Raw genomic sequence first — 21,120 nt, forward strand, 5'->3', positions numbered from 1 at the left:
GCGACTTGCCCCACCTGGATCTCCGGATCCTGACCCGACCCCGCTTTCGCCGCGCCTCCAAGGGCCAGGCTTCGATTAGTAGCTGCGGATCAGACCCACGAGACGGCCCTGAACGCGCACGCGATCTTCCGGGAGCATCCGGGTCTCGTAGGCGGCGTTGGCCGCCTCCAGCGCGATCATGCCCTTGGCCCGGCGATACCGCTTGAGCGTCGCCTCTTGCCCGTCGACCAGCGCCACGACGATGTCGCCGTTATCCGCGGAGCGCTGCTCCCGGATGACAACCACGTCGCCGTCATTGATGCCGGCCTCGATCATCGAGTCGCCCCGCACTTCCAGCGCATAGTGATCTCCGCCGCGGTCGAGCATGTGGCCCGGGACGGCGATATGGCCGGCACTGTCGTTGATGGCTTCGATGGGCACACCGGCGGCGATGCGGCCGACAAGCGGCACGTCCTGCGCTTCGACCAGAACCCGCCGGGCCTGAGGCGGGGCCTCGGCATCCGGCAGATCCCCGTCTATGACCCGGGGGGTGAAGCCGGTGGATTTCGCAAGATCTTCGGGCAAGCGCGTGATCTCGATGGCTCGGGCGCGGTGGGCGAGGCGGCGGATGAAGCCTCGTTCCTCCAACGCGGTGATGAGGCGGTGAATCCCGGATTTGGAGCGCAAATCCAGCGCATCCTTCATCTCATCGAAAGACGGCGGCACGCCGTCCCGCTGCACACGCTTATGGATGAAGGCTAGCAGGTCGCGTTGCTTGCGCGTCAGCATCTCCGGGATCCCCCGTATTCTCTCGATGTGGTCCGGTTTCGTTCTACGGGCGTTCCGGTTTCGTGTCAACTCTGACGTGTCTCATCCGACAGGTTGACCGTTGGTACGAGAGCGCCTGTGACGGCTGCGGGCGCGTGCGGGGGGCGAATGACGAGGGTATCGGCCCGGGCCAGCACCGACAGAAGAGAGCTGTCCTGGCGGTCCGCCACCCGGACGGAGCCGTCGGGCAGGCGCTCCGCGCGCATGTAATGCTGCCGCGGGCCGTTCGCCGGGACGTCGTTTGCCAGCGGCCGCTCGACGGGCGGGCCTTCTTGCGGCAGGCCGAGCATCCGATGCAGCATAGGGAGGATGAAGATCCGCGCGCAAACCATTGCGGAGACGGGATTACCGGGCAGCCCGACCACGGCCATTTCCCCGAGGCGTCCGGCCATCAGTGGCTTGCCCGGGCGCATGGCCACCCGGTGGAAGACCGGGTCCATGCCGGCCTTCGCCAGAGCCCCCGCGACTAGGTCGTGATCGCCGACCGAGGCGCCGCCGACCGTCAGCAGCAGATCGACGCCCTGGGCCAGATCGATCGCCTGGGCCAAGCTTTCCTCGGTGTCGCGGGCGATGGGCAGAAGGCGCGCCTCGGCGCCGTGCGCCTCGACCATCGCGGCCAGGCCATAGCCGTTGGACGCCGTGATCTCTCCTGGATCGAGCGCCGCGCCGGGCGGCCGCAGCTCGTCGCCGGTCATCAGGATCGCAATGACGGGACGACGGATCACCGGCAGCCGCGCATGGCCCATCGCCGCAAGGAGCGCGATGCCGCGCGCGCCCAAGGGGGAGTCCGACGCGAACTCGGTGCCAGCTGCGAAGTCGCCGCCTGCGGGACGGATGTGGGTGGACGGGCCGGGATCCTGGGTGACTGTCGCTCGGTCGCCCTCGCGGGTCATGTCTTCCTGGATGACAACGCGATCCGCGCCTTTGGGCAGGGGGGCGCCCGTGAAGATGCGCACGGCCTGGCCCGGGGCCACGCTGCCCTCATAGGGGTGACCGGCGGCCGCCTCTCCGACGATCTCGAAGGCGGTGCCGGGCGCGGGGGGCGGGCCCGACACGGCATAGCCGTCCATGGCGGAGGCGGCGAAGGGCGGTTGGGTCTGACGAGCCTCGACGGGTCCGGCGAGCAGGCGCGATGCCGCCTCCCGCAGGGGCACCTCTTCCGCGTCGAGGCGCTGCACCATCGAGAGCAGATGCGCGCGGGCCTCGGCGACGGAGATCACGGGGCGTCGGCCTGCCAGTCGCCGGATTTGCCGCCCGTCTTGGAGCGGAGCCGGACGGGCCCGATGACCATGTCCTTCTGCGCGGCCTTGAGCATGTCGTAGACGGTCAGGCAGGCGAGGGAGACAGCCGTCAGCGCCTCCATCTCGACCCCCGTGCGGCCAGTCGTGCCGACCGTCGCGGTCAGGCGCAGGCCGGGCAGGTCCTCATCCGGGACGATATCCAGCGAAACCTTGGAGAGCGGCAGCGGATGACAAAGCGGGATCAGCTCCGCCGTGCGCTTGGCGGCCATGATCCCGGCCAACCGCGCGACCCCCGCGACGTCGCCTTTCTTGGCGCTGCCAGAGGTGACCAGCGCCAGGGTCTCGGGCGCCATCGTCACCGCGCCTTCGGCTACGGCGACGCGGTCGGTCACGGCCTTGGCAGAGACATCGACCATATGGGCGGCGCCCTTGGCGTCGAAATGGGTGAGGGTCATCGAAGGCCGCGGAGCGGGTCCGCCAACAGGGTCCGGGTGGCGGCGGCGACGTCTTCCTGACGCATCAGGCTCTCCCCGATCAGGAAGGAGCGCGCGCCATACCGCGCCATGTCGGCGAGATCCTCGGGGGTCGAGAGACCGGACTCGCAGACCAGCAAACGGTCCGGCGGCGCCCGCCGCGAGAGGTCGCGCGTTACTTGAAGATCGGTGACGAAGGTATTGAGGTCGCGATTGTTTATCCCCAGAAGGTGGGATTTTAGAGCTTCCGCGCGGGCGAGTTCCTCGGCGTTATGGACCTCGACCAGCACGTCCATGCCCCACTCGATGGCGGTGGCCTCCAACTCTGCCGCCTGCGCGTCGGAGACGCTGGCCATGATGATCAGGATGCAATCCGCGCCCAGGCTCCGGCTTTCGACCACCTGCCAGGGATCGTAGAGGAAGTCCTTGCGCAGCGCCGGAAGGTCGACGGCGGCGCGGGCTTCGGTGAGATAGCTATCGTCGCCCTGGAAGGACGGCCCGTCGGTCAGAACCGAGAGGCAGGTGGCGCCCCCGGCGGCATAGGCGCGGGCGAGGGCCGGAGGATCGAAATCGGGCCGGATCAAACCCTTGGACGGGCTGGCCTTCTTGATCTCGGCGATGAGGCCGTAGCCCTCGATGCTGGCCTGCCGGAGCGCCTCGGCGAAAGGCCGGACGGGACCGGCCGCGCGGGCGGCCGCCTCGATCTCCGCCAGGGGATGCGCGGCCTTGCGGGCGGCCACGTCCTCCAGCTTGTAGGCCTTGATCTTCTCGAGGATCGTCGGCGCGTTCATGCGGCTCCCTCCTGGGTGATGCGGGCCAGGGCCTCGACCTTGCCCAATGCCGCGCCCGTGTCGATGGAGGAGGCGGCCATCGCGGCCCCCTCGGGCAGGTCGGATGCGACCCCGGCCACGACCAGGGCGGCGGCGGCGTTCAGAAGGACCGCGTCGCGATAGGGCCCGGGCTTGCCGTCGAGCAAGGCGCGGAAGGCGCGGCCGTTCTCGGCCGGGTCTCCCCCCAGGATCGCCTCGAAGGGGTGGGTGGGCAGACCGGCATCGTCCGGGGTGATCTCGCGCTCGGTGATCTCCCCGTCGGCGAGGGCCGCGACAGCGGTCGGCCCGGCGATCGAGACTTCGTCCGTGCCGTCGCTGCCATGGACCAGCCAGGCGGAGGTGCTGCCCAGATCGCGCAGAACTTCCGCCATGGGGCGGATCAGGCTGCGCGCATAGGCGCCGGTCAATTGCCGCTTGACCCCGGCGGGGTTGGTCAATGGGCCCAGGATGTTGAACACCGTGCGGGTGCCCAGCTCGGCCCGGACCGGCATGACATGGCGGGTGGCCGGGTGGTGCATGGGCGCCATCATGAAGCAGATGCCGGCCTCGGCCAGGGCACGGGTCGCGACGGCGGCGCCGACATTCACCTCGATCCCCATCTGGGTGAGCACATCCGCGGCGCCCGACTTGGAAGAGAGGTTGCGGTTGCCATGCTTGGCCACCGGCACGCCGGCCCCCGCCACGACGAAGGCGGTCGCCGTCGAGATGTTCAGCGTCCCCTTGCCGTCGCCTCCGGTTCCGACGATGTCCATCGCCCCCTCGGGCGCCTCGACCCGGTTGCAGCGCGCCCGCATGGCGGAGGCCGCGGCGGCGATCTCCTCGACGGTCTCGCCGCGGGTGCGCAGGGCCATCAGAAAGCCCGCGATCTGCGCCGGGGTCGCGTCGCCGTCGAAGAAAGCGGCGAAGGCGGATTCGGCCTCTTCCCGGCTGAGGGCGCGGTCGGGCGCGGCGTTGATGAGCGCTTTCAGGTCGGTCATGCGGGCACAGGCATCATGTCGAGGAAGTTCTTCAGAAGCGCGTGCCCATGTTCCGAGGCGATGCTCTCGGGGTGAAACTGCACGCCGTGGATGGGGAGATCGCGATGTCGCAGCCCCATGATCGTGCCGTCGGCCAACTGCGCGTTGGCGATCAGCACCTCGGGCAGCGTCTCGCGCTCGACGATCAGGGAATGGTAGCGCGTCGCATCGAAGGCGGCGGGCAGGCCGGCGAAGACGCCGGTGCCGTCATTCTCCATCCGCCCCAGCTTTCCGTGCACGATCTCGTTCGCGCGCACCACGCGGCCCCCGAAGGCCTGGCCGATGGCCTGATGGCCCAGGCAGACGCCCAGCAGCGGGGTGCGCGTCTCGGCGCAGGCTTCGACCATCGCCAGACAGATCCCGGCCTGATCGGGGTCGCAGGGGCCGGGGCTGAGCAGCACGCCCGCGGGGCGCAAGGCCATCGCCTCCTGCACGTTCATCGCGTCATTGCGCACGACGCGCACATCGGCGCCCTGTTCCGCTACGTAATGGACCAGGTTCCAGGTAAAGCTATCGTAATTGTCGATGAGCAGCAGCAAGCCGGACTCTCCCTCAGGGCGCCGAATGGGGTGCCAGAGGCGGCGCGCGGGGCTATACATGCCCGTGGCGCGGGGGCAGGGTCAAGCAGGCTTCACGGCGGTTGAATGGGGCCAGGCCGGGTTTTTCAAAGAAGGGGCAGCGACATGTTGAGCGGGCTGATCAAAGGGGCGACGACGGCGGCGGGCCTTGCGGCGATCGTGCTGTCGGCCGTTTCTCTCCTGGCGCCGACCGCGCGGCAGGTGCCGCCTGTCGCGGACGCCCCGCGCAATGTGGCGCCCGCCCCTCCGGAAATGGCCGCCGCCGAGCCCAGCGCGCCCGCCCGTCCCGAGGCCCTGCCGGAGCGCAGCTTGCCAGCGGAACAGAGCACGGCCGCGCTACCCGCTCCACAACTGGAGACGCCGGTTGCGCCTCTGGTCGAACCGGAGGCGCCGGAGACCGCCGCCCTGGAGACGCCCGCGCCCGAGGCGGATCCTGTGCCGGAGGCTCAGACGGCCGAAACGCCCGCCGCCGCACAGGCGCGTCCCGAAAAGACGGTCGCGTTGGCCATCCCCGCGGGCAGCCAGTTCAACCGCCCCCGCGAAGACTTCCAGCCCGTCGCGCCGGAGGCGGAGGAGGCCGCGCGCGGCTTCGTTGCGGCGCCGACCTCGCGCCCGTCCGAGAGCGCGCCGTTCCTGGCCCCGGCCCCGGACACGTCGAGCGGCGGCGCGCCTGATGCGAGCCTCGTGGTGACGGGCGTCGCCATGCCCGAGGCCGGGCAGGCGCCGGCGCTGCCATCCGCCGTCGATGACAACGTGCCCCGGACCGTGCTGGACGCCCCGCTGCTGGGCGCCCGCCCGGAGCCTGCGGCAGGCGTTTCGACCGAAAGCGCGCAACCCGCCGAGCCCGAGCCCATCGAAGCCGCGACCGAGCCACAAGCCGCCGAGCCGGCCCCGCTCACCGACGCCGCGATCGAACCGGAATCGGCCGCGCCGGTGGTGCAGGAGCAGCTCGCGACCCAGGCGCTGGCGCCCGCGGCATCGGGTCTGGCGCCCAGGCTGACGATGCCGCCGATCCCCACGACGTCGGAGCGGCCGGCCAGCGCCGACGCGCCCGAGCGCATCACGCCCCGTCGCATCGTCCTGGACAGCGTCCGTCCCGAGACCGCGCAGCGGACGGCGGCGGCCCCAGCCGACAAGACCCCCGCCAGCAAGGCCCGCGCGCTGACAGCCCATGCCGCCGCCTTCGAGAACCCCGAGGCCAAGCCGCTCTTTTCCATCGTGTTGATCGACGATCCCGAAGGTGGGCTGTCACGGCAGAGCCTCATCGCGCTGGACATGCCGCTGACCTTCGCAGTCGATCCCGCCCGGGCCGACGCGGCGGAGGTCGCCGCCGCGTATCGCGCGGCGGGCCATGAGGTTCTGCTTCTGGCAGAAGCTCTGCCCGCCGACGCCACGAGGGACGAGATCGCGGCGGCGCTGCGGCGCGCGCATGACGCCGTTCCGGTCGCGGTCGGCGTGCTGGACGGGCGCGCCGGAGACTTCGCCCGCAGCGGGCGCGCCCTCGCCGCGTTGGCGGGGCCGCTCGCGGAGGCGGGCATGGGGTTCGTCGGCTTCGACGAGGGTTTGGGCGCCGGGCTGGCGGCTGCGGAGGCCGCTGGCGTCCCGACGGTGCCCGTCTACCGGGTCGTGGACGAGAATGGCGAACGGGCCACGGTGATCACGCGCTATTTGGACCGGGCGACCTTCGAGGCCGAGGAGACCGGCAGCACCATCGTGGTGGGACGCACCCAGCCCGCGATGATGACGGCGCTGCTGTCCTGGGCGAATGGCCGGCGTGCGGACACGGTGGCGATCGCCCCCATCAGCCATATCCTGCGCGCGGGCGAAGAAGGGGCCTGAGCCCCAGGCTCCGTTGCGCCTTAGCCCGCGACCTTCGGCAGGTCGATCTGAGCGACCTGCTCGGAGATCGGCGCGACCGAGAGGGGATGCGTCTCGCTCTCGTGCTGTTCGGGCGCGCCGATGGGTTGCCAGACGCGGTCCTTGTAGATCTCCAGCGCCTTGAAATGCGCCTTGTAGCCCATCTTCGGCGAACCCGGGACCCAATAGCCTAGATAGACGTAAGGCAGACCGGCCTCGCGGGCGAGCGCCACGTGATCGAGAATGATATGGGTGCCCAGCGAGTCCTGCGGCAAGTCCGGATCGTAGAACGAATAGACCATCGACAGCCCGTCATCGAGCACGTCGGTCAGACAGACGGCGCGGAGCCGCGGGGTCGTCTCCGGGTCGGCGGGATCCTCGCCATCGTCCCAATATTCGATCACGCGGGTGCGGATCGGGGTTTCCTCGATCATCGCCGCGAATTCGAAGATGTCCATGTCGGCCATGCCGCCATCGGCATGGCGCGTCTCCAGGTAATGGCGGAAGAGCGCGAATTGCGCCTCGGTCGCCCAGGGGGAGGACACCTCCCGCCGGAGGCGTGCGTTGCGGCGCAGCACCTTGCGCTGGGAGCGGTTGGGCGCGAAGTCCGCGACCCGAATGCGCGCTGAAAGGCAGGCGGTGCAATCCGCGCAGGACGGTCGGTAGAGTACGTTCTGCGAGCGCCGGAATCCCTGTTTGCTGAGCTTGTCGTTCAAGTCCGCCGCGCCCGATCCCTGCAATGCGGTGAACAGCTTGCGCTCCCGCCGTCCTTCCAGGTAGGGGCAGGCCTGGGGTGCCGTCACGTAGAATTGCGGCGTAAGCGGCAGGCTGTGGCGCATGCGAAGGTTCCTCGGTCTTTCCCGGAGCCTAGCCGGGGGCCGCGACAGGTCAATCGCTTTTGCGGCAAGGTTGGGGCAGCTTCGACACTGATCAGCGCCGGATCCGGGTCAATCCGGCCCGTACAGCCGTATCGTCGCATGGGCAGGGACCGTCCCTTTCAGCAACGCCCGGAGAGAACTCGGACCAAGGAAACATGTCCGTGAAGCAGGGACCGCTAGCCCGAAACTCGGAGGACGCGTCCTTCGGCCGGCAGAAGCTTCCCTTCGGGCCGAGCCGTGTCCGCGACGGTCGAGATCAGCAGGTCGCCCCGGACGGGCAGGTCGGTGGTTTCCTCGGAAAAGGTCAGCGCGACGGCGCAGACCTGCGCCCCGTGAGAGCGCCGATAGAGAAGCAGCTTTTCGTCCGCGCGGACCGTCTCATAGTCTCCCAGCGACAGCGCGGGGATGTCGCGGCGCAACCGGATCAGGTCCCGATGGAGGGACAGCATCGACGCCGAATCCTCCGCTTGGCGCGCGACCGTCATCTCTGGTAGCGCGTCGATCCGCAGCCAGGGATCGCCCGTGGTGAAGCCCGCAATCGGACCGATCTCCCAGGCGAGGGGCGTCCGCACCGGATCGCGCCCCAGCCCATGCCCGGGGCTGTTGCGTTCCCAAGGATCCTGGGCGCGCTCGGACGGGATCGGGACGCTTTCAATGCCGAGTTCCTCCCCCTGATAGATCGTCGGCGTTCCGCGCAGGGTCAGGTGCAGCATGGCGGCGAGCCGGGCGCCCGCGCGGCCCCAGCGGGAGGCGACGCGCGTCCGGTCATGGTTGCCCAAAACCCAGTTGGGCCAGGCGCCCGGGGGAAGCACGGCTTCGTAGCGCTCCGCCAATTCGGCGATCTTCCGAGGATCCCAGGGCGCGCCGATCAGGTGGAAGTTATGCGGGATATGCAGCTCCGGCCGGTCCCCGCTGACATAGTGAGGGCCATGTCGGCGAAGGGGACATAGGTCTCGCCCAGCAGCAGACGCCCCCCCGCAGGCATCGGCGACGGCCCGCATCTCGGCGATGGCCTCGTGCACGAAGGGGCCGTTCTTCTGCATCGTTCAAAGATAACGCTCGCTCGACGGACGGCCCGCGTGCCAGTCGGGGTTGGGCGGGTTGTCGCGGAAAAGGGCATCCTTGCCGATCTGGTCGACCGCATCGATGCGAAGCCCGTCGACACCCCGGTCGAACCAGAGCCGCATGATCTCCGTCATCGCCGCTCGGACCTGCGCGTTGCGCCGGTTCAGCTCGGGCTGCTCGCGCAGATGCGCGTGGCTGTAATGTTGCCCGCTCGCCGGATCGAAGGTCCAGGCAGGGCCGCCGAACTCGCTCAGCCAGTTGTTCGGAGGGCCGCCATCCTCGGCCGCATCGCGCCAGATATGCCAGCCGCGCTTCTCCGCGTCATGCCCGCGACGGCTATCAAGGAGACAGGGATGCTGGTCCGAGGTGTGGCAGGGCACGAAATCCAGGATGATCTTCAGGCCCTTGGAATGCGCGGCCTCGACGAGGCGCTCGAAGTCATCGAGCGTCCCGAAGATCGGGTCGATGCCGGTATGGTCGGAGATGTCGTGGCCGAAATCGACCATCGGAGACGGGTAGATCGGCGAGATCCAGACGCCATCGATGTCTAGCTCCGCCAAGTATGCAAGCTTCGCGGTGATCCCGCCCAGATCGCCGATGCCATCGCCGTCGCTATCGGCGAAGGACCGGGGGTAGCTTTGATAAGGGATGCCCGGTTTCCACCAAGGGGCCTCGGCGTCGGAGGCCGTGGCGTCTGTGATGTCCGGAGGCTACGCTCGACCGCGCCTCCCGACAACGCTCGGGGCGAGCGACGGGGGCGCGGCTCTGGCATTTCTCGCTTGGGCCGCGGAGCAGCCGGCGGTGCGGGGCCGACGGCTGTGCCAGCCGGGTCAGGCCGGGCGGTTGATCGCCGCCGAGCCCAGTAAGAGGTCCGTCAGACCTTGGCGCCGGTCGGTGACCAGCATCGCCACTACCGAGGCCAGCGCGGGCAGCACGAACGAAATCGAGGCGTAGTAGCCGATCAGGTGCAGAACCGTGGTCCCGCCGTCGAAGCGCCGCCCGTGATGGTCGCGCAGCTCGATCCCCATCAGCCGCATTCCCCAGGTGGCCGATTGGTTCGCCACCGTCGAGACGCGATAGATCACCTCGACAAAGAGGAAGGCGAGGGGCCAGAAGAACCAGGCCAGCGACAGCGTGAGGATGCCCAGCAGAAACGTCGCGAAGGTGACCAACAGAAGGTCGACCAACCAGGCGAAGGCCCGCTTGACGACGACGCCGTCGTAGAATTGCGGCTCGTGATAGGGGTCGGGCAGGCCGCTGCGGGCGCGGTCGTCGAGATAGCTCATGTCTCTCTCTTGGGGATGGAATGTCGGGGAGAGCCCGGCCCCGCGGGGCCGGGCAGCGGCGCTCAGGCGTCGACCGTCGTGTCGTCGCCGGAACGTTTTGCCCGGTCGGCCATGAACTGGTCGAACTCGGCCTTGTCCTTGGCCTCGCGCAGACGCTGCAGATAGGCTTCGAAGGCTTCCTGCTCCTCTTCGAGACGGCGCAGCGTGTCGGCCTTGTAGCTGTCGAAGGCTGCATTCCCGGAGGAGCGCATCCCGCGCATGGCATCACGGGCGCGGCGCGAGGTGCAGGACATCGAGGTTCCGGTTCGGCTGAACATACGTTTGCTCCAGATCAGGTAGGCGAGAAGGGCGAGACCGACGGGCCAGAAGAAGATGAAGCCCAGGACCATGACGGCGATCCAGGCGCCCTTGCCACGTTCGTCGAGCCAGGCTTCGGTACGGGTGAACCAGTTGCCGCGCGACATGTCGGCATAGGCGGGGGAGGGGGTCATCTGCTGATCTCCGTTGGCGTTGATGTGAATTCCTTTCACATTACCGGAGATGGGAACCGGCAAAGAAGGCTGCAAGGGGTTCAAAGGAAAAAAGTTAATAGGCTTCACATGGGGGTGGGAACAAGGAGGAAAGTCAGCACCTTATCACCGTAAACCTTTGCTCTCGATCCGGTCGAATATGACCGCCAGCACGCTTTCTGCCCTCGCACGGAGAGCACTGCCTACCGGTTCCGCTGCAAAGTCGAGTCGTCTCAAAGGTGCTCTTGTAGAAACGACCTCTGAACCTGCGAGGCTTCGTCGAACAACTCGGATGGATGCCACAGCAGACCAAAGTGCCCGCCGGCGATCTCGTACTTCCGCTTGGGGCCGGAGATGAGACCGTAGACATGCCGAGCGACCTCGGGATTGGCATTGGGGATCTCGTCCTCGAAAGACAGGATCACCAAGGTGGGCACTTTGACGTGGGCGGCACAGTGGACAACGCTGTAGGGCGTGTCGAGTTGCATGACGGAACGCTGGACGTCGTTCTCCCACCCGCTGTTCAGCCGCGAACCGTGTTCGATGAACCACCGCCAGGCTGACAGCTCGTCGAACTGGCAGGGCTGACGCATCGGGTCTGGCATCACCACGGGCGTGCGCGCCGTCGTGTCCCGCGGCCAGCCCATGATGTCGTCCGAGTCGAGAAGTGCGGCATAGGCCGCGAAAGCGGAGCCATCGGTGTCAGGTGGCGGCACGTCCTTGCCGCAGCCGGGTACCTGGGCAATCACGGCGGCGGGCCGATCATCGACTGCTGCAACCAAGAACGAGACATTGGCCGACAGGCTGTCGCCCCAGATCGCGATCCGCCGCGCGTCGATGCCAGGCCGGGCCGAGAGGGCCGTCAGCGCGTCGCGATAGCCCTTGGCCTGAAAGAAGTGGTTGATCTCTCGACGGGGGGCGCCATCGCTCGCGCCGAAGCCCCGATGGTCGTAGACAAGGGCGGCAAAGCCGGCTTCGGCAAAAATCTCCGCGTATTTGTCGATGGTCATGGTCCGGGTCGCTGTGAACCCATGGGTCATGATCACGGCGGGCATGGCTCCGTCACGGCCCTCCGGCAGATAAAGCCAGCCCCGAAGTGTCGCGCCGAGCGATGGAAACTCGAAGTCCTCTCGCCGATAGCCCATCTTCGTCCTCCGAGTTTCGAATTTCTCTGAGTCTTACTGAAAAATGGAAATCGTGTTTCGCGATGGGGCGCGATTGATGCGGATCACTGATGCATCAACGAGCAGAGGATCGCCCATTCGTCGTCCCGCCGGGTGATCACATACGTTTGGCGCCAAGCACGGATGACGGAGCCATCCTTGCGCAGCATTCTCCAGCGACAGGTCAAACGCGCGGACGCGGCGCCCAGTCCAGCGACCTCCAAATCGTCGAAGGCAAAGGACGTCATGCCGTCATGCTGATATTTCGGAACGACAACCGCGAAGAAATCCGACGTCTCGGCCTGGGTCGCGAAGGCCATGACCTCACCGTCGCCGCGCATCGTCACGCAGGGCGCATTGTAGAAGCTGGCGATCCGCTCAGCATCGAAGGCCTCGAACGCACCGATATAGGCGTTGAGAAATGTCTCGGCCTTCAAATGAATTTCGGACACTTGCGCGATCCAACTCTAACTTTACGCGAGGCTACTCGGCGCTTGGCGCTATGTCACCTGTGATGACCGGCCGCGTTCAGCGCTGAGCCAGCGTTGACACGAGCGGACTTTTCGCCACCTGGCCGTGCGCCGTGTGCAGGCGCGCGCGTCAGAACCAGTCATTGGGGACGGTCCGTGCGGCGAAGCGCTTGAGGCGGGGCCAATTCGACCGGCCCCACCCTCAATACCCGCGCCAGATCCATCCGCCGCCGAAGACGCGGGTGCTCTCCATGTCGTAGAACACGCAGGCTTGGCCGGGGGACACGCCCTCTTCGGGGGTCAGCAGCTCCACCTCCGCCGTGCCGTCCGCCTTGGGCCGCAGGATCGCTTCGCGCGGGGGACGGGTGGAGCGGACCTTGACGCCCACATGCCATTCGGGCCGCGAGGCCAGCGGCGCGTCGCCCAGCCAGTTGATCTCGCGGATCGGGACCAGCCGCGTGGCAAGGTGCGCCTTGGGGCCGACGACGACCTGCCGCGCCTCTGGGTCGAGCTTAACGACATAGAGCGGCTCGCTCAGCCCGCCGATGCCCAAGCCCCGGCGCTGACCAATCGTGTAGTGGATCACGCCGTCGTGCCGGCCCAGCTCGCGCCCCTCCATGTCGACGATCGCGCCCGGCTCGCCCGCGCCGGGCCGCAGCTTTTCGATCACCGCCGCGTAGTCGCCATTCGGGACGAAGCAGATGTCCTGGCTGTCGGGCTTGTCGGCCACCGGCAGGCCGTAGCGCGCGGCCAGAGCCCGGGTCGCCGCCTTGTCCGGCAGGTGGCCCAGAGGAAACCGCAAATAGCTCAATTGCTCGGCGGTGGTCGAGAACAGGAAGTAGGACTGATCCCGCACCGGGTCGGCGGCGCGATGCAGCTCCGGCCCGTGCAGCCCGTCCTTGCGTTGGATGTAGTGGCCGGTCGCCATGCAATCGGCATCCAGATCCTTGGCCGTCTCCAGCAGGTCGCGGAACTTCACCCGCTCGTTGCAGCGGATGCAGGGAACCGGCGTGGCGCCGCCCAGATAGCTTTCGGCGAACTCGTCGATCACGGCCTCGCGGAAGGCATTCTCATAATCCAGAACGTAATGCGGAAAGCCCATCGTTTCGGCCACGCGGCGCGCATCATGGATGTCCCGGCCCGCGCAACAGGCGCCTTTCTTGGCCAGCGCCGCGCCGTGATCGTAGAGTTGGAGCGTCACGCCGACGACGTCATAGCCCTCCTCGGCGAGCTGCGCGGCGACGACGGAACTGTCCACGCCGCCCGACATCGCGACGACGACGCGGGTGTCGGCGGGCGCCTTGGGCAGTCCGAGAGAGTTGAGGGCGGTATCGAGAGGCATGGCGCACCTTAACGGTTGAGCCGCCCCATATAGGAAAAGTCGAAGCATTCTCAAGCGCGCGCTTCATCGGCGATTAACGCCCATTGGCCGACATGGAAGGGCTATCTATCAAGGAGGTGTAGGCGATGTATCTCAGGAAAGGGCCGGGTCCGCGGGTCGTGACTCTGCCTGACGGCACACAGATGTCGCGCGCGGACCTGCCCCCGGCGGGGACAACCCGTTGGGTCGCGCGGCGTAAGGCTCTTGTCGTGATGGGAATCGAATCGGGACTGATCACGCTCGAAGAGGCGATGGAGCGCTATGAGCTTTCGGAGGAAGAATATGCTGAATGGGCAGCCGCCGTGTCCGCTCACGGGACGGACGGCCTCAAAACCACGATGATCCAGCACTTTCGGCAGGGACAGTCTTGATTACGTTCGCTGCTTCTTCATGGTAACGATAAGTTAACTAATTCCCGGGATGTTGCTGGAGAGTGACCCGTCCCCTTGGAGTTGAGAAATGCGAATTCTGCTCGTCGAAGACGATCCCACCACCTCCAAGAGCATTGAACTGATGCTCGGCTCGGCCAACCTAAACGTCTACTCCACCGACATGGGGGAGGAGGGGATCGATCTCGCGCGGCTATACGACTACGACCTCATCCTCCTCGACCTGAACCTGCCGGACATCAACGGCCACGAAGTACTCAAGCAGCTGCGCTTGAGCCGGATCGAAACCCCGATCCTGATCCTGTCGGGCTCCGACGACACCGAGAACAAGATCCGCGGCTTCGGGTTCGGCGCCGACGATTACATGACGAAGCCGTTTCACCGCGACGAGCTGATCGCGCGCATCCATGCCATCGTCCGTCGCTCCAAGGGGCATTCCCAGTCGATCATCCGGACGGGCCAGGTCGAGGTGAACCTCGATGCCAAGTCCGTCGAGGTCGAGGGAAAGACGGTGCATCTGACGGGCAAGGAGTATCAGATGCTGGAGCTTCTGAGCCTGCGGAAAGGCACGACGCTCACCAAGGAGATGTTCCTAAACCATCTCTATGGCGGAATGGACGAGCCGGAACTCAAGATCATCGACGTCTTCATCTGCAAGCTGCGCAAGAAGCTGTCAGAGGCGACGGGCGGCGAGACCCATATCGAGACGGTCTGGGGCCGCGGCTATGTCCTGCGCGATCCGCAGATGCGCTCGGGCGGAGAGCGGGACCTGATCTCGGCCTGACGGCTGGGACGTCCTGCGCGCGTCGGAATCGCTGGAAAGGACGCGCCTGGACCCATATCACCCCAAGACACGCGGAGGCGCGGGGGGTGATGTGACGGCTGATCTGAATATCGATGCGCTCGACGTCGAGAGCGCGGCGGCTGAGTTGGACCGGCTCGCCAAGCTTTTGGCGAGCGCGAACCGACACTACTACACCGAAGACGCGCCCCGCATCACCGATGCCGAGTATGACGCGCTCAAGCGTCGCAACGCGGAGATCGAGGCGCGCTTTCCGGAACTCAAGCGCGCAGACAGCCCCAGCGAGCAGGTCGGGGCCGCCCCCGCCGAGGGCTTTGGCAAGGTCACGCATGAAGTGCGGATGCTCTCCTTGGGCAACGCTTTCGACGATGCGGACGTGACCGAGTTCGATGCCCGCATTCGCCGCTATCTGGGCCTCGGCGCGGATGCGCCGCTGGCCTACACGGCGGAGCCCAAGATCGACGGGCTTTCGCTTTCGGTGCGCTACGAGAACGGGGTGCTGGTGCGCGCGGCGACGCGCGGCGATGGCGCCGTCGGCGAGGATGTCACCGCGAATGTCCGCACCATCGACGACATCCCCGGCCGGATCGCGGAGGGGCCCGACATCCTGGAGGTGCGCGGCGAGGTCTATATGTCCCATGCCGATTTCGCCGCTCTCAACGCCCGGCAGGAGGCGCAGGGCGGCAAAGTCTTCGCCAACCCCCGCAACGCCGCCGCGGGCTCGCTGCGGCAGTTGAACCCCGAAATCACGCGCGACCGGCCCCTGCGCTTTTTTGCCTATGGCTGGGGCAGCCTGTCGGATCCCTTGGCGGAGACCCAGTCCGGTGCGATGGCGCGGCTCGGCGCCCTGGGGTTTCAGATCAACGACGCGATGGCGGTCTGCGACGGGCCGGACGAGATGATCGCGCATTACCGCTCCATCGCCGCCCGGCGGGCGGAGCTCGGCTATGACATCGACGGCGTCGTCTACAAGGTCGACGACCTCACGCTACAGGCGCGGCTGGGCTTCCGGTCTACCACGCCGCGCTGGGCCATCGCCCACAAGTTCCCCGCCGAGACCGCTTGGACCCGCCTGACCGGCATCGACATCAATGTCGGCCGCACCGGCGCGCTGAGCCCGATCGCCCGCCTTGCGCCCGTGACGGTGGGCGGGGTCGTCGTCTCCAACGCGACGCTGCACAACGAAGATTACATCGCCGGCCGCGGCTCCGACGGGCAGCCGATCCGCGGCGGCGCGGATCTGCGCGTGGGCGACCGGGTCGAGGTCTATCGCGCGGGGGATGTTATCCCCAAGATCCGCGATGTCGATCTGAGCGCGCGGCCCGATGACGCGGTCCCCTTCGACTTCCCCGAAACCTGCCCCGATTGCGGCAGCCCCGCCACCCGCGAGCCGGGAGAGAGCGTGCGGCGCTGCACCGGCGGGCTGATTTGCCCCGCGCAGCGGACGGCCCGGCTCAAGCATCTCGTGTCACGCGGGGCGCTGGACGTGGAGGGGCTGGGCGAGAAGGAGATCGAGCGGTTTCACGACCTCGGCTGGATCCGCGCACCGGGGGATATCTTCACGCTGGAGGCGCGGCACGGGACCGGCCTCAAGACGGTCGCAAACCTGGAGGGCTGGGGCGAGACCTCGGCGGGGAATCTCTTCGCCGCGATCCGGGCCGCGCGGACCCAACCCTTTGCCAAGGTGCTGTTCGGATTGGGAATCCGACACCTTGGGGAGGTCGCCGGCCGCGACCTGGCGCGCCATTATCGGGACTGGGACAGCTTCGCCGAGGCCGTCGATACCGCCGCCCCCGCTGCCCAGCGGCACCGCGCCGCCGAGGACGCCGTGCTGGCGGAGCGGGCGGCCGCGGCGGAGGAGGGGCGGCGTGCCCGGATCTCCGAGACGCGGGCGCAGGTCTGGGCCGATCTCCCCGACCCGGCCCGCGCCGCCTGGGAGGAACTGGTCGGCATCGACGGCATCGGCGCGACTCTGGCGCTCGCGGTCTGTGACGCGCTCTCCCCGGGGCCGGAGCGGGCGGCGATCGATGCGCTGGTCGCCGAGCTCGAGATCGAGCCGCCCGAAGCCGTGGCCGAGGCCAGCGCCATCGCGGGCAAGACGATCGTCTTCACCGGCTCGCTGGAGCGGATGACGCGGGCGGAGGCCAAGGCCCGGGCCGAGGCGCTGGGCGCCAAGGTCTCGGGCTCGGTCTCGGCCAAGACAGATCTGGTTGTTGCGGGGCCCGGTGCGGGTTCCAAGGGCGCCAAGGCCGAGGCGCTGGGGATCGAGATGCTGGACGAGGACGGCTGGCTGGCCCTGATCGGCGCATGAGCGGTCGGCCCGAGGCGCTGTTTCCGCTCTTTGCGGGGCTGGATACGCTGCCCGGGGTCGGGCCCAAGACGGCCAAGCTGATGGCGAATCTCTCGATCGCCACGCCGCGCGACCTGATCTTCACCTTGCCGACCGGCGGCGTCGACCGAACCCCCGTCGCCTCCATCCGGGATGCGACGATCCCCGGTGTCGTCACCGTGCCGGTCACGGTCGGCCGCCACATCCCGCCCTCCAGCCGGGGGCGCCCCTACCGGATCGAGGTGGACGACGCGAAGACCCGGTTTCAGGTCGTGTATTTCCGCGGCTCGCCTGACCTGCACGCGCGGACGCTGCCGACCGGACAGCGGCGGATTCTGTCCGGCAAGGTCGAGCTTTACGATGGTGTGGGCCAGATGCCCCATCCCGACCACGTGCTGACCGAAGGCGAGACGCTGCCAGCCTATGAACCAGTTTATCCGCTGACCGCCGGGTTGACTGCAAAGGTCATGGCGCGGGCGGTGGCCGCGGCGCTGACGCGGGTGCCGCCGCTGGAGGAGTGGATCGACGGGCCTCTCCTGGCCGAGAAAGGCTGGCCCGGCTTTGCCGATGCGCTGCATGAGGCGCATCATCCGTCAGGCGCGAAGGATCTGTCTCCGGGCGCTGCCGCGCGCCAGCGGCTGGCCTATGACGAGCTCTTCGCTCATCAGCTGACCCTCGCGCTGGCCCGGGCGACCGACCGCGCGCGCCCCGGGCAGGTGACCGAGGGCGACGGGCGGCTGCGCCGGCGCGTCTTGGCGCATCTGCCGTTCCAGCCGACCGGCGCGCAGATGCGCAGCATCGACGAAATCGCGGCCGACATGGCCGCGCCGCGGCGAATGAACCGGCTGCTCCAGGGCGATGTGGGCGCGGGCAAGACGCTGGTCGCGCTGATGGCGCTGCTGACGGCGGTCGAAGCGGGCGGGCAGGGGGTGCTGATGGCGCCGACCGAGATCCTGGCGCGCCAGCACGCCGCCGGGCTGCGCCCCCTCGCTGAGGCGGCGGGCGTCGTGCTGGAAGTGCTGACGGGGCGCGACAAGGGGAGGGAGCGGGCGGCGAAGCTGGAGGCGCTGGCTTCCGGCGCGATCCAGATCCTGGTTGGTACCCATGCCGTGTTCCAGCGCGACGTGATCTTCGCCGACCTGCGCCTTGCGGTCATTGACGAGCAGCACCGCTTCGGGGTGCGCCAGCGCCTCCTGCTGGGGGAAAAGAATGCCCGGACCGATGTGCTGGTGATGACCGCGACGCCGATCCCGCGCTCGCTGGCGCTCACGCAATATGGCGACATGGACCTGAGCGTGCTGGACGAAAAGCCGCCGGGGCGCACGCCGGTGACGACCTCGGCCGTCCCGATCTCACGTATGGGCGATGTGATCGCGCGGCTGCGCGCCGCCGTGGCCGAGGGGCGCCAAGCCTATTGGGTCTGCCCGCTGGTCGAGGAATCCGAGGTCGCGGACCTGACCTCCGCGGAGGAGCGGTTCCGCGCCTTGCGTGCGGCCCTGGGGGAGGGCGTGGTCGGCCTGGTCCACGGTCAGATGCCTCCGGCCGAGAAGGACGCGGCGATGGCCGACTTCGTCGCGGCCCGGACCAGCGTGCTGGTCGCCACCACCGTGATCGAGGTTGGAGTCGATGTGCCCAACGCCTCGATCATGGTGATCGAGCGGGCGGAGACCTTTGGCCTTGCGCAATTGCACCAATTGAGGGGCCGAGTCGGGCGGGGGGCCGCGGCGTCGACCTGCCTGCTGATGTTCAAGCCGCCGCTGGGCCAGACCGCGGAGGCGCGGTTGCGCATTCTACGCGAAAGCGAGGACGGGTTTCGGATCTCAGAGGAGGATCTGGTCCTGCGCGGGGCGGGCGATGTGATCGGCACGGCGCAGTCCGGTCTGCCGCGCTTCCGCATCGCCGATCTGGAGCGTCAGACCGGACTGATGGATCTGGCGAGTCGCGATGCGCGCGCCTTGCTGGCGGCCGACCCGTCGCTGGAGAGCCCCCGCGGCCGGGCGGCCCGCCTGCTGCTTTGGCTGACGGAGCAGGACCGGGCATTGCGTCTCCTTTCCGTGGGTTAGCCGACCTGAAGCTAAAATGTTCCCTTTTGTTCTCACAAAGTTCTTTACAGAGCGTTTCCAGTTTGGAACAAAGGGGCAACAAGAGCAGCAAGTGAAGAGGACCGAAAATGGCCCGCACGATCCGCAAGACTTTTCACCTCCTCAAGCAGGAGCCGGTGTTCGACGTCCTCGGTGGCGTCTGGCTGGTGACGCTCCTGCTCAGCTTGCTGCACCTGCCCGCCCTCGTGGCCTGAGCGTCCGCCACGCGTCTGCCGTTCCGAAATCTGCCTGCGTCCCTTTCGCCCGCCTCTGCCGGTTCCCCATTCCGGCCCCTCGGTCGCCCCGCTGCCCCTGGGTGCGACCGACGCCGAAGGCCTCTGACACCTTCGGCCCGGCGACACCGGATGCACCTTTCCCGCCGCCTCCCTTCGGGAGTGCGGCGGTTTTTTTTTGAGGGGCGGCGCATGGCCCTCACGCGCGAGGGAAACCGTCCACCCGCATAGCCTCGGCCGCCTCGTCCCGCGGGGACACTGCCCGGACCATTGCGACGGAGCGCTCCCCCACCGCGCCTAACGCGCCGACATCTCCCGATAGCCCATCCGCAGCCCGCCCCAATGCGTCCCGGCGACAATCAGCGGCACCGAAATGTCCTTCATCATCACGAATCCCTCCGCCCCCATGTCCCGCCGGTAGACCTGAAGCAGGAACGGCGCGCGATTCGCCCCCGCCTTCCGTCCCGCCCGGTCGGAAAAGATGCGCCGGTTGCGGCAATGGGCGGCGTTCCAGGCCGGATCCGGTCCGGGCGCATGCGAGAACTTTCGGTTATGGGTGGGGATATAGCCGTTCCGGTCGCAGATGGCGCAGAAGACCACGGCCGGATCGTACTCCAACGCCTCCTCCAGCATGTCCTGAACCGCGAAATCGATGAAGCGGGCAAAGGGGGTCTCGTGTTGGACCGGGTTGCTGCCTGGAATGGGCGCGTAGTCGAAGGCAAAGAGCGCCTGGCGGTCGATCAGGCCCCGGTTCAGCCCACGCTCCATCGCGTCTTTCACCCGCGCGGCCATGCCGCTCACATAGGCGATGAAGCGATGGTCCGGCCCCTCCTGCTCGGACTCGACGGTGCGTTGCAGGAGCGTTTCGCAGGTGTCCATCATCTGGCCCGCCCGGTCCCGCGCGGCGCCGAGCTCCCGTGCCACGGCGTGCGCGTTGCTGTCGATGGCGTCATAGACCGGCTGCGCCGTCTGGTTGTCGTGATCCAACCTGCGCATCGACCCCTCGACCTGCGCGATCCCGGTCCGGGCGCGGGTCATTTCCTTGGCGATGAGGCCCACGACCTGGCGCGTGGCGTCGGCGCCGGCGATCCCGGCTGCGAACTCTCCGGCATAGCGGGCGGCGTCGTCGCGCATCATGCGGGTCCAGTCGTCGAGCGACGCGATGGACTCCTCCACGCCGCTGGCGGCCTGAGCGGTCTGACGGGAGAGTTCCTTGATGGCATCGGCCACGATGGCGAAGCCGCGCCCGGCCTCGCCCGCCCGCGCAGCCTCGATCGACGCATTCACCGCGAGGATGTTCACCTGCCGCGTGATCCGTCCGATCTGCCCATTGGCGGCGACGATCTCGGCCAGCACATGATCGAGCGCGTCGGTGCGGGCGGAGATGCCGGTGCCCCACTCGCCAAGGCGCCGGAGCCGCTCGGAACTGACCGCAATCGCCTCCAGCCGCTCAGCGGCGGCGTTCTCCGCTTCGCTGGCGGCGGCGGAGAGCTGCGCCATGCCCGCGCCGACCTCGGCGATGGCGTGGCTGATGTGGTTCCCGACCGCGCGTAGCGTCTCCACATCGGAGAGATTCGCCGCGCTGCGTGCTTCGAGCCCGTCGAGAAAGGCCAGAGTCTCCACGACCAGATAGCCCAATGGGACGATCCGTTGCGATAACCCGTCGAACGGGGCAGGGGCGGACACGGCCCGCGCCACGGAAGATGCCATCGGCTGCGTCCCCTCACCTGGT

19 protein-coding genes and 1 pseudogene are annotated in these 21,120 nt (G+C 68.0%); 6 read left to right on the forward strand and 14 right to left on the reverse strand.

Annotated elements, in window-relative coordinates; genetic code table 11:
* Positions 1 to 75 precede the first annotated feature (75 nt).
* From lexA to DTQ71_RS09135, 6 genes are all read right to left on the reverse strand, one after another.
* Positions 76 to 768, reverse strand: coding sequence for a transcriptional repressor LexA (gene lexA, locus DTQ71_RS09110; RefSeq protein WP_109563987.1), 693 nt, complete (start codon positions 766 to 768; stop codon positions 76 to 78).
* 65 nt (positions 769 to 833) lie between these two features.
* The gene (locus DTQ71_RS09115; RefSeq protein WP_109563988.1) at positions 834 to 2,027 is read right to left on the reverse strand and encodes a molybdopterin molybdotransferase MoeA; all 1,194 of its coding nucleotides are present in this window, start codon (positions 2,025 to 2,027) and stop codon (positions 834 to 836) included.
* A complete protein-coding gene (gene moaC / locus DTQ71_RS09120) occupies positions 2,024 to 2,503 on the reverse strand; it encodes a cyclic pyranopterin monophosphate synthase MoaC (RefSeq protein ID WP_109563989.1) in 480 nt (159 codons plus the stop codon). Before moaC ends, DTQ71_RS09115 begins: the two co-directional genes overlap by 4 nt.
* Entirely contained in the window at positions 2,500 to 3,312 is an 813-nt protein-coding gene (gene trpC, locus DTQ71_RS09125; RefSeq protein WP_109563990.1) for an indole-3-glycerol phosphate synthase TrpC, read from the reverse strand. Before trpC ends, moaC begins: the two co-directional genes overlap by 4 nt.
* On the reverse strand, positions 3,309 to 4,328 hold the full coding sequence (gene trpD / locus DTQ71_RS09130; RefSeq protein WP_109563991.1) for an anthranilate phosphoribosyltransferase: 1,020 nt from the start codon (positions 4,326 to 4,328) through the stop codon (positions 3,309 to 3,311). The genes trpC and trpD overlap by 4 nt, the downstream gene beginning before the upstream one ends.
* Complete coding sequence (locus DTQ71_RS09135) at positions 4,325 to 4,906, reverse strand: anthranilate synthase component II (RefSeq protein ID WP_109563992.1); 582 nt, start codon at positions 4,904 to 4,906, stop codon at positions 4,325 to 4,327. Before DTQ71_RS09135 ends, trpD begins: the two co-directional genes overlap by 4 nt.
* Before the next feature lie 144 nt (positions 4,907 to 5,050).
* On the opposite strand from DTQ71_RS09135, the gene DTQ71_RS09140 reads away from it, so the two are divergent.
* Positions 5,051 to 6,784: a divergent polysaccharide deacetylase family protein gene (locus DTQ71_RS09140; protein WP_109563993.1), complete on the forward strand. Its 1,734-nt coding sequence runs from the start codon at positions 5,051 to 5,053 to the stop codon at positions 6,782 to 6,784.
* Between the two features lie 20 nt (positions 6,785 to 6,804).
* Here the strand turns inward: DTQ71_RS09140 and DTQ71_RS09145 are convergent, their stop codons facing one another.
* The 7 genes and pseudogenes from DTQ71_RS09145 to mnmA all read right to left on the reverse strand — a co-directional run bounded on the left by DTQ71_RS09145 (position 6,805) and on the right by mnmA (position 13,515).
* Positions 6,805 to 7,641, reverse strand: coding sequence for an arginyltransferase (locus tag DTQ71_RS09145; RefSeq protein WP_109563994.1), 837 nt, complete (start codon positions 7,639 to 7,641; stop codon positions 6,805 to 6,807).
* A 215-nt stretch (positions 7,642 to 7,856) separates the two neighbouring features.
* Positions 7,857 to 9,446, reverse strand: a pseudogene (locus tag DTQ71_RS25030) (alpha-amylase family glycosyl hydrolase).
* Between the two features lie 129 nt (positions 9,447 to 9,575).
* On the reverse strand, positions 9,576 to 10,031 hold the full coding sequence (locus tag DTQ71_RS09160) for an RDD family protein (protein WP_109563997.1): 456 nt from the start codon (positions 10,029 to 10,031) through the stop codon (positions 9,576 to 9,578).
* A 62-nt stretch (positions 10,032 to 10,093) separates the two neighbouring features.
* The gene (locus tag DTQ71_RS09165; protein ID WP_109563998.1) at positions 10,094 to 10,522 is read right to left on the reverse strand and encodes a DUF2852 domain-containing protein; all 429 of its coding nucleotides are present in this window, start codon (positions 10,520 to 10,522) and stop codon (positions 10,094 to 10,096) included.
* A 251-nt stretch (positions 10,523 to 10,773) separates the two neighbouring features.
* Complete coding sequence (locus DTQ71_RS09170) at positions 10,774 to 11,685, reverse strand: alpha/beta hydrolase (protein ID WP_109563999.1); 912 nt, start codon at positions 11,683 to 11,685, stop codon at positions 10,774 to 10,776.
* An 83-nt stretch (positions 11,686 to 11,768) separates the two neighbouring features.
* Complete coding sequence (locus tag DTQ71_RS09175; RefSeq protein ID WP_170125377.1) at positions 11,769 to 12,155, reverse strand: DUF6841 family protein; 387 nt, start codon at positions 12,153 to 12,155, stop codon at positions 11,769 to 11,771.
* Positions 12,156 to 12,375: 220 nt separating this feature from the next.
* Positions 12,376 to 13,515, reverse strand: coding sequence for a tRNA 2-thiouridine(34) synthase MnmA (gene mnmA / locus DTQ71_RS09180; protein ID WP_109564001.1), 1,140 nt, complete (start codon positions 13,513 to 13,515; stop codon positions 12,376 to 12,378).
* 125 nt (positions 13,516 to 13,640) lie between these two features.
* Between mnmA and sciP the strand changes: the two genes are divergently transcribed.
* From sciP to DTQ71_RS24595, 5 genes are all read left to right on the forward strand, one after another.
* Positions 13,641 to 13,925, forward strand: coding sequence for a CtrA inhibitor SciP (gene sciP, locus DTQ71_RS09185; RefSeq protein ID WP_109564002.1), 285 nt, complete (start codon positions 13,641 to 13,643; stop codon positions 13,923 to 13,925).
* Positions 13,926 to 14,013: 88 nt separating this feature from the next.
* Positions 14,014 to 14,727, forward strand: coding sequence for a response regulator transcription factor CtrA (ctrA, locus tag DTQ71_RS09190; protein ID WP_109564003.1), 714 nt, complete (start codon positions 14,014 to 14,016; stop codon positions 14,725 to 14,727).
* A 91-nt stretch (positions 14,728 to 14,818) separates the two neighbouring features.
* Entirely contained in the window at positions 14,819 to 17,056 is a 2,238-nt protein-coding gene (gene ligA, locus DTQ71_RS09195) for an NAD-dependent DNA ligase LigA (protein WP_245947367.1), read from the forward strand.
* Positions 17,053 to 19,137: an ATP-dependent DNA helicase RecG gene (gene recG, locus DTQ71_RS09200; protein WP_109564004.1), complete on the forward strand. Its 2,085-nt coding sequence runs from the start codon at positions 17,053 to 17,055 to the stop codon at positions 19,135 to 19,137. Before ligA ends, recG begins: the two co-directional genes overlap by 4 nt.
* Before the next feature lie 107 nt (positions 19,138 to 19,244).
* Positions 19,245 to 19,370 carry a hypothetical protein gene (locus DTQ71_RS24595; RefSeq protein WP_281271232.1) on the forward strand — a complete coding sequence of 42 codons (126 nt, stop codon included), beginning with the start codon at positions 19,245 to 19,247 and terminating at the stop codon, positions 19,368 to 19,370.
* Between the two features lie 315 nt (positions 19,371 to 19,685).
* Here the strand turns inward: DTQ71_RS24595 and DTQ71_RS09205 are convergent, their stop codons facing one another.
* Positions 19,686 to 21,098: a methyl-accepting chemotaxis protein gene (locus tag DTQ71_RS09205; protein WP_109564005.1), complete on the reverse strand. Its 1,413-nt coding sequence runs from the start codon at positions 21,096 to 21,098 to the stop codon at positions 19,686 to 19,688.
* Between the last annotated feature and the right edge of the window lie 22 nt (positions 21,099 to 21,120).

This window comes from Jannaschia seohaensis, assembly GCF_900116765.1.
Classification (GTDB): domain Bacteria; phylum Pseudomonadota; class Alphaproteobacteria; order Rhodobacterales; family Rhodobacteraceae; genus Jannaschia; species Jannaschia seohaensis.